The organism is Dyadobacter frigoris (genome assembly GCF_005280585.1).
GTDB classification, from domain to species: domain Bacteria; phylum Bacteroidota; class Bacteroidia; order Cytophagales; family Spirosomataceae; genus Dyadobacter; species Dyadobacter frigoris.
In genome coordinates, this window is the sequence record NZ_SZVO01000009.1 from 249146 (window position 1) to 266300 (window position 17155).

Here is a 17155-nt window from a genome sequence, read left to right on the forward strand (position 1 = left end):
TGATGAAATTTTCGGATATTTTTTTGCGAGCGAAATTCTGATAATCCTGCTTGGGGAAGAAAGTGTATATAATGAAATAGTTATATATTTACATTATAAGAGGAGAGTTTGTGCATTATAATGACATCAAACATTAGGGCATTAAATGTATGAACAGCGGCGTCTGTTTGGGACAAAAGTGGTCCTCAAACAGATGTAGTTTGTGTAGAAGTTTATTGAATTGCGAAATCTTGTAAATTCTCTTGCTCTTACTTTAAATTAGGTTTTCCTTTACCAGTTTTGAGGTACATTTCCAGGCTTGCAAGAAATGTATTCCAACCGTTTTCACAGACGTCGTAACATTGAAGGTTTTGATTTAAGCCTTTGTGCAGAAAAGTCAATTCGGTTGTTTGCTGAACACTAGTGAACTCCCAAATTAACTCAGTGCCTTCCCATTCGGACTTGTTTTCCAAAGAAGCCATGTCAATATATGCCTCAATGCAAGTCCAAACTATTTTCTCACTCGGTATCACTTCGGAAATTTCCATTGTTTTTTTAGTCTTGGCAAATGCAATAGTGAATCGATCACCGATCTGACTGGCCGAACCAGTCAGATCATTGCTCCACCAATCTGAAATATGTTCTGTTACAGCAGCGAAGACTTCATTTATCGGTCTTTCTACGATAATGCTTTTTTGATAATCGTTCATGGAATTTTTTTAATCATTATTGATTATTATAAAAACCATATTTCCGGTAACTATGCAATATCTATGATGAACGAAGCCTTTCTTCATCTTCGGTTGTTGGTTTACCACTGGCATTGGGCTGACCTTTTCCTTTCGAAATCAGGTCTGCCAGGCTATGCTGAATATATTGTGTCCATGCATTTTGGCAGATTTTAAAGCACTCGTATTCAGGTGTCAAACCTTGCTGAGTGAACCGAATCTGCGTTTTTTTATCTTTTTCATCAATTTCGAAACTGATTTTATTACCTATCCATTCGCTTTTATCGTTGGTAAATTTAAAGTAATTTTCAAGCACCAGCCAAACAACCTTTTTGTCCGGAATGACTTCAATTAACTTCATTTTGCAAAGATGGACATCTTCAAAATGATAGTCGAATTCATCATCCAGCTTGTCTGTATTTCCTTCAATTTCCTCTGACCACCATCCGCGAACATTATTGATGGCATTGAATGCTTCCTTTGGAGATTGGTCTACCGTTAGTGTAGTTGTGAAATTTGATGCAGCCATTTTATTTTGATTAAAAGGTTATCAATATCACAAATGTATTGTCTAATTATCAAAACGTTAGGGTGTAAAATGGACTTTCTGGTGGGTTGATTTGGACAACTTGAATTTCTACCTTTGTAAGAAAACCGCGATGAAACAAGTTACGATTGTTGTTCCCGAAGGCTACGCTAATCTGAGCAGTATTGCCGGTGCATTTCAAATTCTCAATCGCGCCGAGGGATATTGGCAAAAGAATGGAAATAGACCTATGATGCAAGTTCGGATTGCCGGTTTTGTATCGGAATTGAAACTTGATGCCGGATTTTTTTCAATTCATCCGGTTGACATAAACGATATTAAGAAAACCGATCTTTTAATTATTCCCTCGGTTTCGCACGAATACGATCAGGTGATCAGGAGTAATGCAACACTTATTAACTGGATCAGAGAACAATATAAAGGCGGCGCTGAAATTGCCAGTATCTGCACGGGTGCATTTTTACTGGCCGCGACTGGTTTGTTGGAAGGAAAAAGCTGTTCGACGCACTGGAATGCAGCCGATGATTTCCGGCGTCTTTTTCCAAATGTTAATCTTCAACCCGATAAATTACTTACCGTTGAGCCGGGTATTTACACAAATGGAGGTGCCTATTCCTTTCTGAATCTGATGCTATTTCTGGTTGAAAAATACTATGACCGGTCTACCGCTATTTTCTGCTCAAAGGTTTTTCAGATTGATATTGAAAGAACTTCGCAATCGCCTTTTTTTATTTTCCAGGCACAGAAAAATCATGGTGATGAAATTGTCAGTAAGGCGCAAAATTACATCGAAGAAAATTTGAGCGAAAAAATCTCTTTCGGCGATCTTGCCTTAAAGCTTGCAATAAGCAGGCGAAATTTTGACAGACGTTTTTATAAAGCTGTGGGCAATACACCCGTAGAATATTTACAGCGCGTAAAAGTGGAGGTTGCAAAAAAGACTTTGGAGAAAGGAAGAAAAAGTATTTTTGAAGTAATGAGTGAAGTGGGTTATTCCGATGATAAGGCTTTCAGGGAAGTATTTCGAAAAATAACGGGTCTCTCGCCATTGGATTATAAGGCAAAGTATACGAAGGAGTCTGTTTTTTTGTAGTGTAACATTTGGGATTTGTAAGAAAAAAGTATAAATTTTCTTGAATATTCACCAAATTTAAAAACCAGAATTATGAATTCATTATTGGTATTATCCGGGATTATACTTTTGTGGTATTGTGGTAAGGAATCTTTAAAGGACAAACCGAATTGGAACAGGGCCGTTGTGTCCGCGCTTTTTTGGCCGTTCTCTATTTTCATGAGAAACCGTTAAGGATTAATTTGTATGGAAATTTTAAGTCGACTCTTGATTAGGCGCCTTGCTTCTACGTTTCCATTTTTAATGTTAATACTGGTTTGGAACTGCAAACCAAGTGAGCCTTATGTATATGTTTGCCATGACGGACTAATTGACTATGAGAAGGTAGAAAGTCTAAGGCATTTTCAGAGTATTATCAATCCAAATGACAGCCTGGTAACCCTGGTCATTAGAACCGATGAAGATTATAAAAAGTATATAGTCGACAGGCAGGAAAAAATAGATTTTTCAAATAAGACCTTACTTGCCGGGCGAATTCGAACCCCTATGTCAGGTTATATTGCCAGGCAAAGCGTAAAAAGCTACTGCATTTCTGGCGAAATATATTTTGATGTTCAATATGTAGTTAATAAAGATGGAATAACGGTGTTTTCAGAAGTTCCGTTTTATGCTATAATTCCTAAGATTTCAGAGGAGACGAAGGTTCGGTTTATTATTCATCCCTGATTAATGGTTTGGCTTAACAATATTGTTTTTTAGACCAAACTGATACCGAATATCTTCAATTAAAAGGAACCAGTTACTTACCTTCTCAATTTCTAATTAAATTCTTCTAAAAAACCTCAGACTAAGGAAAAGTATTCCATTGCTACTCATAGTTTGTAATCCCATCAACCTTTATCAAAACCACCGTTAGAACTATAATTCTAACCATTAGATAAATTATAAAAAATACAAAATTGACGAGACTGGAAACGTATATAGGTGTAAGTTTGGATTTTTTTCTGTTATAAACTGTCAATTTCTATTAAGTCGGAGACTTTTTGCCGAATTTCCCCAGATGGTGTAATTTTTGGAATATTAAGAATTAAAGTGTAAATTATTTACGAACTAAATTATATAATAATCCTTACTTATATATTTATTTTATGGTGTAAATGAGTTACTTAGTAAAAATTTAATTGTAAATAACCCATTTTGAGTCGCGGCTAATATTGCATTGCTACGCGGTAATTTTAATTCTCTCAGGTTACTTGTTTCAAAAAGAATTTAATAGTTCAATTAATTTTAAATATTATTATATAATAAAAATATAATATTGAAATTATTGGTTATTGTAAAATATTGTATGTAAAATTAATCATTACATAATATTAAATTTCGTTTCAGTATTATTTAACCTAACTATTTAGATGAGAAAAACTCTATTACTGAGCTTGCTCTGCTTTGGCATGAGCTGTCTGGCCGTTTATGGTCAGGATCGAAAAATCACCGGAATTATATCGGCCGAAGATGCGGCTGATGGCTTCGCCGGTGTATCGGTTGTTGTAAAAGGGACCAACATTGGAACCATAACCGATACAAAAGGAACTTACACTTTGATGGCGCCAGCCAATGCCAGTATTCTGGTTTATTCCGCAGTTGGAATGGTGACTGTTGAGGAAACAATTAGCGGGCGCGCGGTTATTGATGTAAAGTTAACAATTGATACGCGCCAATTAAATGAAGTGATCATTACCTCGCTTGGGTTAAAGGAAGAACGGGATAAATTCGCTTCCTCCGTCTCAACGGTTAGTGGAAAAAACATTGCAAAATCAGGCGAAACCAGTCTTTTGACGGGATTGAGCGGCAAGGCATCGGGTGTACTTATTACCCGAAACGGGGGAGATCCGGGAGCAGGCGCTTACATTCAGATCCGTGGTCAGAATACTATTAATGGTAACGCCCAGCCATTATTTATTATTGATGGAATTCCTGTCAGTAATTCAAGCGACAACACAGGTACTGCCGCCGGAAATGGTATTGTGCAGCAGTCCCGTATCAACGATATTAACCCAGAGGATATCGAAAGTATGGAAGTGCTCAAAGGTGCTTCTGCAGCCGCTTTATGGGGAACGCGCGCCGCTAACGGTGTAATTGTGATTACCACAAAAAAGGGAAAGGACTCAAAAGGCAAAGTTAACATTTCCTTCAAGTCCACGGTTTCTTTTGACCGGGTGAATAAGATGCATAAACTTCAGCAAAATTACGGACAGGGCACCGGCGGACTCTATAAACAAGGTAACAAATTCACTTTCGGGGATTTGATCTCGGATCGGAAAGGTGGTGAAGACACTTTCATTACTGCTCCGGGTGCGGCCGGTTATAACGGTTATCTGACATTTCCCGACGGCTCCAAACGTTATGCTATCGGTGGGGGTACCACGGCAAATCCACACGGAGGGAAAAATTCAACCGAAACCTGGGACCATGCGAAAGATCCTTTCCAGACCGGCCATTTTATTGATAACAGCATTAACATAAGCGGGGGAAATGCCAAAACTAATTTCATGCTGAGTTATTCTAATCTGGATCAGGATGGGGTTGTAAAACAGTTTAGTACCTACAACAGAAATACGGCAAGAGTTAATGTTACCAGTCAGTTTACATCCTGGTTCCGTGCTTCGGCCAATATGGCTTATACCAAAACCTATTCATCAAGGGTGCAGCAAGGCGATAACCTGGATGGTATTTTACTTGATGCGATGCGTACACCCGGAGATTTTAATAATAATTTATACACCGGGACTTACACGAATCCAGCCGGACAAATTTTTAATGATGCCCACGTTTCCTTCCGGAATCCACTGGGCGTTGATCAGAGTACCATTTATTCTAACCCGATCTGGAATATCCATAACAACAAAAATACGACTGATGTAGACAGAACTATGGGCAATGTTGAATTAAGCATCACACCATCTTCCTGGCTTTCTATAACAGGCCGGGCAGGAATTGATAATTTCCTGGATGATCGTCTTGAAAGATTCGCACGTAATTCAGGATCATATCTGGGCGGTTTTTTATCAAAAAGCTGGATACATGAAAAGCAGTTTAATACCGATGTTTTTGCCAATGCAACCAAGACTTTCAACAACAATTTCAACGGGTCGTTTTTGGTGGGTGTTAATTATAATAACCGCAGAAAAACACTTCTTCAGGACGGAATTACCAATTTGATTGTGCCGTCAGCACCCGATATTCTTTCTAACGCCCTTAACTCAAATCTTACTGCCTACAACTATACTTCTTTAATCCGGACATACGCGTATTATGCGCAGGCAGAAATGCAGGCTTATAATATGCTCTTTTTGACATTGACCGGCCGTAACGAAAGTGCCTCTACTTTTGGTTCTAAAACCAAGAGCAGTTTCTTTTTCCCATCAGCGGCACTGGCCTGGCAGTTCACTAAATTAAAAGGTCTGGACAACAGTTCAGCATTGAGTTTTGGTAAACTTCGCCTGACCTGGGGACAGGTTGGTATTCAGCCTCAGCCTTACCAAAACTTTACTTCCTTTTCTCCTTCTTCCTATTCAGATGCCTATGCGGGTAGTTTGCAATCTGCCAGTGCATTATATGCGGGCGGGTATACACGTAGTTCTACCGCGGGAAATGATCTGCTTCGGCCCGAAAGAAAAACTGAAAGTGAAGTGGGTGTAGATCTTCGCTTTTTAAATAACAGGATCAGTTTCTCAGGAACTGCCTATGATAATAATACCAAGGATGTAATTCTTTCGCTTAACGTTCCTGTGGAAACAGGGTATTCGATCCGTAACATCAATGCAGCCAAAATTCGTAATAAAGGATTAGAATTTGAAGCCGGCGGCGATGTGATTACGCTTGGCGATTTCAAGTGGAATTTATCAGCAAATTTTTCCTTAAACCGTAACAAAGTAGTATCACTTGCCGGAGCAGAATCCCAGACTTTAACTGATAGTTACCAGGAAAATGCATCACTTATTGCGGGCAAGCCTTTTGGTGTATTTTATTCGACTGATTTCCTGAAAGATGAATCCGGTAAATACGTTCTGGATGCAAACGGCTTCCCTCAGGGCGGTACAAGCAATGAAATAATTGGTAATCCTAATGCCAAATGGCGTGGAGGTTTGGGTAGTACATTTTCATGGAAAGGTGTTTCCCTTTATCTGTTATTTGACCGGGTAGCGGGCAATGATTTTTACAACGGAACGAGAGGGGCGCTTTATACTTTTGGTGTCCATGCGGATCAGGGCAATACTGCCGTGGCTCCTGCCGGCGGCATCAAGGATGTTGAAGGAAAGACTATTGCAGCAGGGACTAAGTTTCAGGGAGAAATCAAGGACTTCGGCTCAGGGCCTGTCGCGCTCAACCAGGCCTGGTATCAGGGACGGGGAACCTCTTTTAACTCTGCTTCTTACAAACAGTTTATTGAAGACGGAAGTGTTTCCCGCTTGCGTGAGGCGACATTATCTTACAGTCTGCGTAGTGAAAAATTCCGACGGTTTACTCATTTATCCAGCGTTGATTTCAGTCTGACAGGACGTAACCTGGTATTGTGGACCAAGTACACAGGAACTGACCCGGAGGTAAATATCACGGGGGCAGGCCTTTCACGCGGCCAGGACTGGTTTACCAATCCTAATACAAAATCGATCTTGTTTTCTTTGAAAATCACGTATTAGACAGCTTCCAATACTTAAACTTCCAGAATTATGAAAAAAATATTTGCATATAAAAATACAGTTTCCCTGCTGGTGCTTTTGCTTTTGGGCGGATGTAAAGAAATGTTCAATGAAAGCGATATTAAAACCAATCCCAATGCCGTAACGGATGTGGATGTGGCCACACTCTTGTCAGGAACGCTGGTAGGCGTTTCGGAGCTGCATGAGGATACAGACGTTCGTATCTCGGCGATATGGGCAGGAGCATTGAACGGACTTAGTCGTCAGCACCAGGGTTACGCAGATTATATTGTTTCAGCGCAGAATTTCTCATGGGATCCGCTTTATCCGGTAGCTGGTCAGGCCAGACTAATTCAAATCAAAGCTGACGCCGCAGGTGATAAATGGACAAAAGGAGTGGGGCAGATTCTGGAGACATTACTCATTGCCAAAGCTACGGATTTGTATGGTGATGTGCCTTATAGTCAAGCTTTTGATGATGTTAAATATCCAACGCCGGTTTTTGACAAACAAGTTGATGTTTATACGGCACTGCAAGCCACACTGGATGATGCAATTAAAAATCTTTCCGCTACCGCCGGGCTTTCATTTTCCAAGCAGGATTTTATTTATGGAGGGAACGTTTCCAAATGGACAAAGGCTGCCTACACATTAAAAGCCCGGCTTTATCTGCATACAGGAGATTATACAAAAGCGGTGGCCAACGCTACACTGGGCATTAACAGCACAAGCGGAGATGCACTGATTCCGCATGGCAGCAGCCAGGGAATTGATGCCAATCTGAACTATGTTTTCTTTAAGCTGAACCGTCCTGGTGACACCGGTTTTGATAATGCCTATATTCCAACAATACTGCAATCCCGCATCGGTTCGGTTAATACAAAAACAGATGAAACAGCGCTTTACAATCATTTTATAACTGTTGGGATTACCGGAACAGGAAGTCTGGATCCGAATGTGGTTGATGGCGCTTTTACACTCGATGCGCCTCATCCGCTTTTAACCTACTATGAAAACCAGTTAATCATTGCAGAATCCCAGGCTCGTCTGGGTAGTAATGACAAGGCATTGGCGGCGTTGAACCTGGTTCGCAGCAGTCTGGCTGGCGGGTATATGAATGGAAAAACATTTGCAGCTACGGGAAGAAAATATGATGCTTACGTTCTGGATGATTTCGGTACTGCCGGATTGGCTAATATCACGCATAAAACAACAGTTCAGACCGCCTTGTTATATGAAATTATCAGTCAGCGTTACATTTCCTTTTTGATGCAATATGAAGCTTTTAACGACATCCGCCGTTTGGAAAAAGCTCAGCCTGTGGTACAATTGCCGATTCCGCTTTATGCAGGTGCAAAGAAACCGGAAAGGTTTATATATCCGCAAAGCGAGATCAATACAAATCCGAATGTACCAACGCCTATTTTAGATCAGTTTCAAAAATTACCCATCTATCAGTGAGGAATGAGATCTGAGGATCTGGAATAAAATTACTGCACTATTAATGTTTTAACTCCCGGCAAAATTTACCGGGAGTTATTTGTTTTGAGCTAATTATCTAACACATCATTACCAATGACGCGTTTATTGCAGGTGAAATAAATGATCTGATTTCTTTTCCTGTTTAAAGCAACCAAAATGAAATAGTCCACGTAATTGATTTAAACATTACCGGGAAAAGATGGAGAATGAGACGTATGATGATGTTGTTGCATTAGAACTTCCCGCACACGTCGTCAGGAAATCAGTATCAGAGAAAAGAATTAAACGCATTTTTGATTTCATATTTTCGCTAGTGTTGGTAGTCCTGATTTTTCCGTGGCTTTTCCCTTTGGTGGCATTACTGATCGTTCTTAACTCCAAAGGAGGGGTTTTGTTTATTCAAAAACGTACAGGACTGCGCAATAAGGCATTTAATTGTATCAAGTTTCGCACTATGTATATCAACGATCAGTCGGATACTGTTGCGGCCCGGGAGAATGATAGCCGGATTACCAGCATAGGCAAGTGGTTAAGGATTTATGGTATTGATGAACTGCCGCAGCTGTTTAACGTACTTTTAGGAGATATGAGCATTGTTGGGCCAAGACCACATATGCATAGTGACAATGTTAAATTTGAGCAGATCGTAAAAAATTACCAGCGCAGAAATCAAATCAGGCCAGGGATTACCGGACTTGCGCAAGTAAAGGGATACAAAGGGGATTTCACAGACAGCCAGGAGATTGAAATGAGAGTAGCCCTTGATCTGATTTATACAGATACGTATTCTTTCATACTTGATCTTAAAATAATCATTAGGACAATAAAAGTGACGTTTTTCAGAGGTAATCAGAATAAGCGAATAGGGACCCGTGTGGATCAGACCTTGCCATGTACGGCGCAGGTTTAGTTTGTTTGAAATAAATAATTAACTACGATGGGACAAAGGGTAAAAACATTTGTGATCCTGAGTCCGGGTTTTCCAAAAGACGAAAACGACAGCACTTGCATTTCTCCGCAACAGCAGTTTGTACAAGGCTTAAAGTTGAAATTTCCAAACCTTAATATTATTGTGCTGGCCTTTCAATATCCGTTTTTTAAATCGGAATATAACTGGAACGGTGTAAAAGTCATAGCCTTCGGAGGTGAAAGTAAGAGCAAAATGTTCCGGTTGGCGATCTGGATAAAGGTTTGGCGAACATTGCTGCGGTTAAATGAGCAATATGAAATCGTCGGTTTGCTTAGTTTTTGGCTTGGCGAATGCGCATTTGTTTCTGATTTATTTTCAAAATATAAAAAGCTAAAACACTACTGCTGGCTATTGGGACAAGATGCCAGAGCGGGCAATAAATATGTAAAGTGGATACGACCGGAAGGGAGAGATCTGATCGCCTTATCTGATTTTCTGGTTAGGGAATTTGAGAGAAATTATTCCATCAAACCGAAACATATTATTCCGGTAGGTATTATGCCAGCGTTATTTCAATCGGCAGCAAAAGACAGGAATATAACTATTCTGGGAGCCGGGTCACTGATTAAGTTGAAACAGTATGAGTTATTTGTTGAAGTTGTTAAAATATTAAAACCTGAATTCCCTTACTTGAAAACAATGATCTGCGGCGACGGACCTGAATTGGAACGATTAAAGATGCTTTGCAAAGAATCCAATCTCGAAGACGTGCTTTCATTGCCCGGAGAGCTGCCTCATTCAAAAGTTCTGGGATTGATGCAGCGGTCTCAAATTTTCCTTCACACTTCTGCTTATGAAGGTTTCGGCGCGGTTTGTCTGGAAGCACTTTATGCGGGGGCGGGTGTAATCAGTTTTGTAAAGCCGATGAATGAAGAGATACCAAACTGGCATATTGTTGATAATGTGGACGATATGGCTAGTGAAGTTCGTGATATTTTAAACAATCCGCGCAAAACATCCGAGCCGGTAATGCCTTACGAGATAAGTAAAAATGCAGAAAAAATGATGGAGCTTTTTAATTATAAAGAGCCTGCAATCTGATTGATTTGTGAAGCAATGGCTTGAAAGGAAAGATGATCCTGGAAATAGTCCAGTGTGATTCTTTGTTTTGCCTCAATATCGATTTCCTCAATTTTTTTTAAAACGGAAAGTAAGGCGTCTGCATTTCCGGGTTCGTAAAGAATTCCGCAAGCTCCGTCATTGGTGATCATACGAAAAGAAAGAATATCAGTTACCAGGGGAATGCAACCACACGACATTGCTTCACAAATGGCTGTGCCGCTGCCTTCATAATGAGATCCGGAAAGTATAAAATCCGCGCTGTTAAACCAGTATAACAGATCAGCATGTGGTACTTTTCCAACCAGGATTACCGAGTTTTTATACCGCACACCCAGAAGACTTTTTATTTCTTCAAGCAATTCCTCGGTATGATAAAGCATGTAAAGCTTTGCGTTCTCATTTAATTCCAGATACCTCACAAATGCGCTGATAACCGTAAGTGGGTCTTTGTTTGCGTTCAGGCGGCCTACCCATAGAAATACAGGATTTCCATTCACATTTGTCCGAGCTTTGGCGACCTCTTTTTCCATAGGGTAAAAAACAGAAGAGACTTCCATAACTTCATGAATTTTTTCAGCAGAAGCCAGATTGCCAGCTTTTATCCATTGCATACCCATCGGATGTGATGCAAAAAGATAGGTGTTGATGCAAAGATCCGCAAGTTTTTGCAAATACTTTTTTAGCCCGCCAAATGGTTTCTCAGCATGATTCTGTGCGATGATTTTGGTTTTATTACCAAGAAGCAGACGCAATTGAATCACCTGAAACGGATAATGAAGGCCCTGAATCACAACAACATCCGGTTGGAGCGATTTAATATAGGTGTTAAGTTTAAAAGGGAAAAAACGCAGAGCACCTTGACTGAATCGCTTGAAATGATAATCAACACCTTTGTTATGAAAATGTCCCTCATAATTAATTTGTTCAATGCTGATAACCTCGTTATCCTGACTCAACGCTTCCGGAATTCCCGTGTAGGCATTGATCCGGATCAGCCATGACCTGGGATCGTCAAATTCAGGCGTATACACATAGCTGGCGAAAATAAATTTCATTGATTTCCTGTTTTAAGATCAAAAAATATCAATATCAGCGAATGAAAATTGGATTTTGGAAACATCAATCCCCGAACCCAGATCTTTAATCATAATTGGAAAAGAAGCGGCCGGATCAACGTGCCCTTTCAGTAACTTGTGCAACCGGTTTTTTGTACTTTCCTGAAACTGTAATTGATGAACTCCAAGTTTGACACAAAGCTTTTTTAATTGCAGGATTACTTCTTCAAAATCATTATCAAAGCCGGAAATATCTCCGATAATCAAACCATTCTGGATTTTGATCCAGGCACAGGCGTTCCCGATTTTAATGGTCCGGCTTTCGTTGTAGGTTTTGTACTGAATATATTGATCACTTTTTAACAGAACCACATGTTCACTGGGCGTAGGGAACTTGGTAAGGTTCTGATTTTCAATAATATATTTTTTTAAAATTATCCCTGCATACCGGCGATACAGCTTTTGAGAAAAAACAGATTGACGAGCGATTTTTTCCAAAGGAAGCGTATTAACCGGAAAAGTAAATCTTTCCAGTTCTCCAATCTTTTGCCAGTTTAGCTTAAATAAACCAGTCGTTGAGTTTTGGTTAGGGAAACCGTAAACAAGGCGAATATGCTCTTTGCGGCAAAGCACATAGGTCATGGTTGCCAGCTCGAAAAATAAACCCTTTTTTTGGTGATCCGGATGCGTCATCGTATCTGCTGACTGAGCTGCCAAAAGCGGTACGCCGGAAACAGACATGAAACATGGAATTACGCCATAATAAGCGGCAGGTAAACCGTTTTGATCGTAAGCTATATAACCAATAAAAACGTGCCCAGTATAGACCGAATCGTATTTAGCGGCCAGATAATCAAGGGATAATGATTTTTTGTAAACTGCTTTATAGAGCCATGCAAGGTCAGTAAGCCCCTGATGACTTAACCGTTCAAAACGGTAGTTCTCTACAAGATGTGCTGCACTACGCATAGTTTCCCTTTATGATGGCAAAAAGCTGATTGGCGGTCGAAATGAATGGATTGATCGTCAGTCTTTCCTTCATAAAATCATCATTATGATCCTCTTTATTAAGAAAATCGGTTGCCAGAATCATTTTGTATCCGGCATTTTTCGCTGCTTTCAAAGACTCGCCGTGGTAAGAACCATACGGAAAAGCAAAACTGGTGATTTCCTTCCCAATCAGGTTTTCCAAATATTGTTTTGATAAAACTATTTCCTTAGTCGCATCCTGCAAGTCGGTCTGCGACAAGTCATTGTGATAATATCCATGTGAACCAATCAAAGCATAAGGCGAAGCGGAAAGCGACTGGATCTGCTCTTCACGCATCTGTATCCAATATTCCTTTTGCTCATCCATTTTTTCAATGTCCAATAGCGGCCACAATTGATCGATCAATGCCGCCTTCAAATTAAATCCGGACGAACGGAGTTTTGTAATCAGGCTTTTGCCATCGATGGTATAATACTTTCCATGTCTGTTTTTATAGTAATCTTCATTCTGAAAACTAAATTTTTCAGGACCATATGTACCGGCAAGCGCCAGAAGATCATTCCATAAAATCGAATAACCTGACGCCTGTATTGCTGTGATAAAAAAAGTGGCGGGTATCTGGTACTTTACCAGGAGCGGCAGAACGTAATGGTAGTTATTGGCAAAACCATCATCCAAAGTAAGGCAGATATTAAACCGGTCGGTAGCGAAACGACCGGCGTAAAAATCTTCCAGAGAAACCACGTTGAAATACTTTTTGTAAAATTTCAAATGGTTTTCAAACGCTTCTTTTGTCACAAACAACGTATTAAAGCGGGTCGGATCCTGGCTGCAAACACCATGGTAAAGCAAAATTCTGCATCCTTTGGACTGTTTGTAATGACGATTGGCAAGACCAGAAAAATGAATTAAATCCCACATGATATAGCGCAGCTTTCGAAAGACAGCTTTTATTTTGACCAGGATCTTCATTGTTCAGAATCGTTATTGGCAGAAAGTCGCATGGGGAAACTGGCATCTGGCTTGTACTTTTTTATCTCTCCCACCAGATCGGCAAGATCTCCCTGAACATATTTTATACGATCTCCCAAATAAATCTTACTAAACCACTGCGATTTGAGATTCGGAAGCTGTTCAAATAAAGATGCATCAAAAAGCCGGATTTTTCCCTTGTGAATAACAAGCAGAATATCTTCCGGATTTAAATTATAAAAGGTATCCCAATCAGTGTCATTCCTTTTTTGCCTGGCAACAACAAGATCAGCGTCAAATCCTTCTGTAATTTTTCCAGTGTTTAGTTTCCATACATCAGCCGCCGTGCCCGTAAGGGATTGATATAATTCAGAATCGGTGAGCATACTGGTTTTTCTGGCAAGTCGCATGTGATCCCAAATATTCCAGGAGCCGGTAAGCGTAGAGTCACTTCCAAATAAAACAGCTGTATGTTTTTTTAATTCTTTGATCCGGGCGGTTTTGTTGAGAAGAAAATAATTCGACTCGGGGCACCATACCAAAGCTTTAAAATACACGGCCTGCCTAGCTGACATCGCAACGCCATGTACACCAATAAGTTTTCTTTTAAGCAGGTTCCAACGGATAAGTTTGGTGATTTCTTCGTGTGCCTCCTGGTTGGTTCCTTCGCCCGTATGAATCACAACCGGTTGCCTAATTTTAAGCGGATTGTTAAGTTTTTGCTGCCATTTTTTTTCAAATTGAACGGAATGCAGTGTTTGGAAATCTTCAATCACGTTAATAAGCTCTGTCTGGTCAGTAAATTTTTCACTGTGATTTACGACCGTCGTCACCCCGCAAAGCATATTTTTATACAATCCCCAACGCTCACGAAGCGGAAAAGGCACTTTAAGTGCCGACGCAATCTCTTCCTTATAATTTTTATGAATATAACCTCCCCATTCGGTGTAGCTGTTGTATTGTGTATCTCCCAAAGCTGCAAAAAGATTAAAATCCAGATGATCATGGGAATTAATTAGTCCGGGAAAAATTATGGCATCCGAAAAAGTTAGCAGCAGTTTGTCAGTATCCTGAAAAGGGTCTTCTCCAACCTTTTCGATTTTACCGTCAAAGATTTTAATACTGGCCATTTTGCCGTTTTCAATTACCCGCACATTATTTAATATCATCGCTTCTTTTTAGATGCAGGCCGTAAATAATGGGAAAGCCCTTGTATTTTTCATATACATGCATTGCGTTCCGGTCTGCGTAGTAATGCTTCATGGATTCATCGATCATGATTTCCTGCTTGACAACCATTTTGAAATTGTTTTTCAGCAAAATGTTTTCAATCGTACTGATCAGATGCACGAAATTTTGAACGGCGATGTGTTTTTTATGATGCCGAAAAGTTCGTTTTCCTCCCTGTGATAAAGTTCCGGGATGAAAATCGGTAATAATAATTTCTCCGTTTTCTTTCAATATCCGGCACCAGGCCTGCAAAGCCGCTTCAATGTTAGGTATATGTGCCACAGTAAGTGTTGAAATGACCAGATCAAAACTTTCAGGAACAGTATCCAAAAAAAGATCGTCGGTGACCTGATGGGTTTGCGCAGCCGGGAATTTTTCGATTAAACGCGCAAGCATACCTGCCGAAACATCAAACCCGGTTAAAGTCAATGGTTTGTTTTTCAGTATATTAGTCCAGTAGCGCCCTGTTCCACATCCAATATCCGCTACTTTTTTGCCTTCAACCATTTCTTTTGTCAAAAGTCGGTTAAAAAGAATTTCATCCAGATCCAGCATCAGATTTCCCGGCTGATCATCATAACTTTCCGACCAGATATCATAGGCTTCGACAGCCCCTGTTTCTTTGATAGAAGGCGGGAAAATGTTTTGTCTTAGATAATTTTTCAGGAATGCAATCACGAGTCGGATGTTAGTAAGGCTATCAGGTTTAAAGTACTTACGTGCAAGCGCGCGCGAAGGTTGCCGGCGTTTGTTTTTTATTTCTGTGCTCAGGCAACCCGCGTGTATTTGTCATCGTACTGGTTGTATGCAGTTGAATGGGCGGTTAATGGACACAACGTGTATTGCGCGATAAAAGATGAAGAAAATAGTATTATTCAACCCCAAAAGCGCGGTTAACAAATACCGCATTCCTAATTCGATTCTCAATATTGCGGCCTCCGTAGAAGGCAAATATGACTGGGTGATCGTGGATGGAAATTGTGAAGCAGACCCGCTCGCCAAAATTGAAGGTTACCTTGCGACAGGAGAATTCGGGTACCTGGGTTTTACCGTGATGCCGGGGCCTCAGCTACGGCAGGCCATTGTTGCGGCCAAGGAGATCAGGATCAAATTTCCCGAAACCAGGATGATCTGGGGAGGTTATTTTCCATCCAATCAACCAAATGCAGTACTGAATTCAGGTTATGTGGATTTCATCATTAACGGACCGGGAGATCATGCATTTCCACAATTGATTGATGCGCTGGAAAACGGTCAGTCTTTCGAATTCATAAAAAACATCATTTATAAAGCTGATAACGGAAAAATCCGCAAAACAGCAAAGCAGGATCTGATTGACCAGGATAGTTTGCCGCCTTTGCCTTATGATAAACTGGCCGGTTTTTATCCTATTGCCAAGTATCTCGGAAAAACCTATTTAGGTGAAAAAACGCTCGCCTATCACTCCAGTATCGGCTGCCCTTTTACCTGTTCATTTTGCGCGGTTGTACCGATTTATGAGGCGCGCTGGAAAGCAAAATCGGCATTAAATGTTTACAAAGATGTTAAATACATCAAAGATAAATGGGGTGCGGACGCCATTGAATTTCACGATAACAATTTCTTTGTTTCCGAGAAAAGAGCCGTTGAATTTGCAAGACTTATCAAGCCTGAAAATATGACCTGGTGGGGCATGGCCCGTATTGATACCATGCACAAATTTAAAGATTCGTCTTTGGCTGCGATACGCGAATCGGGCTGTAAAATCATTTTTTTTGGCGCAGAAAGTGGAAATAATGCAATTTTAGAACAGCTCGACAAAGGTGGGACGCAGACCGGGGACCAGATCATTGAATTTGCTGAAAGACTAAAAAAATTTGATATCATTCCGGAATATTCCTTTGTGCTGGGAACACCGGCGCCTACGCAACAGCAGGTTAAGGAACAGATTGATTTTGAAATTGACTTTATCAAACAGGTGAAGGATGTGAATCCTAAAACCGAAATTGTCATTTATACATACAGTCCTGTACCTACCGAGGGATCGGAATTATACAAACAGGTTTTGGCCAGCGGATTTAAATTTCCGGAAACACTTGAAGACTGGATCAGCCCCGCCTGGGAAAGTTTTGATCTCCGGAAAAATCCGCTGACACCCTGGCTGACCTCGCAGATGATCGATAAAATCAGGAATTTCGAAACGGTTCTCAACGGCGTTTATCCTACGGTAACCGATATCCGGCTGAATAGTTTAAAACGCGGAGCCATAAAACTGGTGGCTGGCCTTCGTTATAAAATTAATATATATCATTATCCATACGAAATCAAGCTGCTTCAAAAGGTTTGGCGCTACCGTCAGCCGGAAGTACAAGGTTTTTAATTTCCGAA

The 17155-nt window shown here is 40.4% G+C and carries 14 protein-coding genes; 7 read left to right on the forward strand and 7 right to left on the reverse strand.

Features of this window, described 5'->3' with window-relative positions:
• Window positions 1–248: 248 nt before the first annotated feature.
• Together FDK13_RS19910 and FDK13_RS19915 are read right to left on the reverse strand one after the other, a co-directional pair.
• Window positions 249–689 carry an SRPBCC family protein gene (locus tag FDK13_RS19910; RefSeq protein ID WP_137341759.1) on the reverse strand — a complete coding sequence of 147 codons (441 nt, stop codon included), beginning with the start codon at window positions 687–689 and terminating at the stop codon, window positions 249–251.
• Between the two features lie 61 nt (window positions 690–750).
• Window positions 751–1236 carry an SRPBCC domain-containing protein gene (locus FDK13_RS19915; RefSeq protein ID WP_137341760.1) on the reverse strand — a complete coding sequence of 162 codons (486 nt, stop codon included), beginning with the start codon at window positions 1234–1236 and terminating at the stop codon, window positions 751–753.
• A 130-nt stretch (window positions 1237–1366) separates the two neighbouring features.
• Between FDK13_RS19915 and FDK13_RS19920 the strand changes: the two genes are divergently transcribed.
• The 6 genes from FDK13_RS19920 (at window position 1367) to FDK13_RS19945 (ending at window position 10519) form a co-directional block, all read left to right on the forward strand.
• On the forward strand, window positions 1367–2347 hold the full coding sequence (locus FDK13_RS19920) for a GlxA family transcriptional regulator (protein WP_137341761.1): 981 nt from the start codon (window positions 1367–1369) through the stop codon (window positions 2345–2347).
• 282 nt (window positions 2348–2629) lie between these two features.
• Window positions 2630–3052 carry a hypothetical protein gene (locus tag FDK13_RS19925; protein WP_137341762.1) on the forward strand — a complete coding sequence of 141 codons (423 nt, stop codon included), beginning with the start codon at window positions 2630–2632 and terminating at the stop codon, window positions 3050–3052.
• Between the two features lie 686 nt (window positions 3053–3738).
• Entirely contained in the window at window positions 3739–7026 is a 3288-nt protein-coding gene (locus FDK13_RS19930; protein ID WP_229216124.1) for a SusC/RagA family TonB-linked outer membrane protein, read from the forward strand.
• Between the two features lie 30 nt (window positions 7027–7056).
• Window positions 7057–8487: a SusD/RagB family nutrient-binding outer membrane lipoprotein gene (locus FDK13_RS19935; RefSeq protein ID WP_137341763.1), complete on the forward strand. Its 1431-nt coding sequence runs from the start codon at window positions 7057–7059 to the stop codon at window positions 8485–8487.
• Window positions 8488–8707: 220 nt separating this feature from the next.
• Window positions 8708–9418: a sugar transferase gene (locus tag FDK13_RS19940; protein WP_137341764.1), complete on the forward strand. Its 711-nt coding sequence runs from the start codon at window positions 8708–8710 to the stop codon at window positions 9416–9418.
• Between the two features lie 27 nt (window positions 9419–9445).
• Entirely contained in the window at window positions 9446–10519 is a 1074-nt protein-coding gene (locus FDK13_RS19945) for a glycosyltransferase (protein WP_137341765.1), read from the forward strand.
• Here FDK13_RS19945 and FDK13_RS19950 read toward each other — a convergent pair.
• Genes FDK13_RS19950 through FDK13_RS19970 form a run of 5 tightly spaced genes read right to left on the reverse strand, consistent with a single transcriptional unit; the run spans window position 10498 to window position 15466 of the window.
• Window positions 10498–11595, reverse strand: coding sequence for a glycosyltransferase family 4 protein (locus tag FDK13_RS19950; protein ID WP_137341766.1), 1098 nt, complete (start codon window positions 11593–11595; stop codon window positions 10498–10500). The two genes, FDK13_RS19945 and FDK13_RS19950, sit on opposite strands and share 22 nt — an antisense overlap.
• Before the next feature lie 18 nt (window positions 11596–11613).
• On the reverse strand, window positions 11614–12564 hold the full coding sequence (locus tag FDK13_RS19955; RefSeq protein ID WP_137341767.1) for a GNAT family N-acetyltransferase: 951 nt from the start codon (window positions 12562–12564) through the stop codon (window positions 11614–11616).
• On the reverse strand, window positions 12557–13558 hold the full coding sequence (locus FDK13_RS19960) for a polysaccharide deacetylase family protein (protein WP_137341768.1): 1002 nt from the start codon (window positions 13556–13558) through the stop codon (window positions 12557–12559). Before FDK13_RS19960 ends, FDK13_RS19955 begins: the two co-directional genes overlap by 8 nt.
• Complete coding sequence (locus FDK13_RS19965; RefSeq protein ID WP_137341769.1) at window positions 13555–14727, reverse strand: amidohydrolase family protein; 1173 nt, start codon at window positions 14725–14727, stop codon at window positions 13555–13557. The genes FDK13_RS19960 and FDK13_RS19965 overlap by 4 nt, the downstream gene beginning before the upstream one ends.
• Complete coding sequence (locus FDK13_RS19970; protein ID WP_137341770.1) at window positions 14714–15466, reverse strand: class I SAM-dependent methyltransferase; 753 nt, start codon at window positions 15464–15466, stop codon at window positions 14714–14716. The genes FDK13_RS19965 and FDK13_RS19970 overlap by 14 nt, the downstream gene beginning before the upstream one ends.
• A gap of 178 nt (window positions 15467–15644) precedes the next feature.
• On the opposite strand from FDK13_RS19970, the gene FDK13_RS19975 reads away from it, so the two are divergent.
• Window positions 15645–17147 (forward strand): B12-binding domain-containing radical SAM protein, encoded by a 1503-nt coding sequence (locus FDK13_RS19975; RefSeq protein ID WP_137341771.1) that lies wholly within the window; start codon window positions 15645–15647, stop codon window positions 17145–17147.
• Window positions 17148–17155 lie beyond the last annotated feature (8 nt).